Source organism: Clostridioides sp. ZZV15-6383 (genome assembly GCF_020657735.1).
Lineage (GTDB): Bacteria > Bacillota > Clostridia > Peptostreptococcales > Peptostreptococcaceae > Clostridioides > Clostridioides difficile_D.
In genome coordinates this window covers 1-233 of record NZ_JAGWCV010000253.1, presented here as the reverse complement: position 1 = coordinate 233, position 233 = coordinate 1, and the positions used below count along the sequence as shown (strand labels likewise).

Sequence of the window (233 nt, the reverse complement as noted above, 5' to 3'; positions counted from 1 at the left end):
ACATTTGTTAATATTATGATAGGTGATTAATAAATTGTTCACCACAGCATAATATATTAAATATGATAAAATCATTAAAAAGTGTATCAAAAAACAATTAAAGTGAGGTGGTAGTAGTGGAAAAAGCTTATAAGTTTAGAATATATCCAAATAAAAAACAGCAAGAGCTAATTAACAAAACTTTTGGATGTTGTAGATTTGTATATAATAAGTATCTTGCTAAAAGAATAGAT

1 protein-coding gene is annotated in these 233 nt (G+C 23.6%); it reads left to right on the top strand.

Annotated features, from left to right (window positions below; all coding sequences use genetic code 11):
• Positions 1-107: 107 nt before the first annotated feature.
• A partial coding sequence (locus KGF42_RS19680; protein ID WP_196421656.1) for a helix-turn-helix domain-containing protein occupies positions 108-233 on the top strand: 126 nt, incomplete at its 3' end.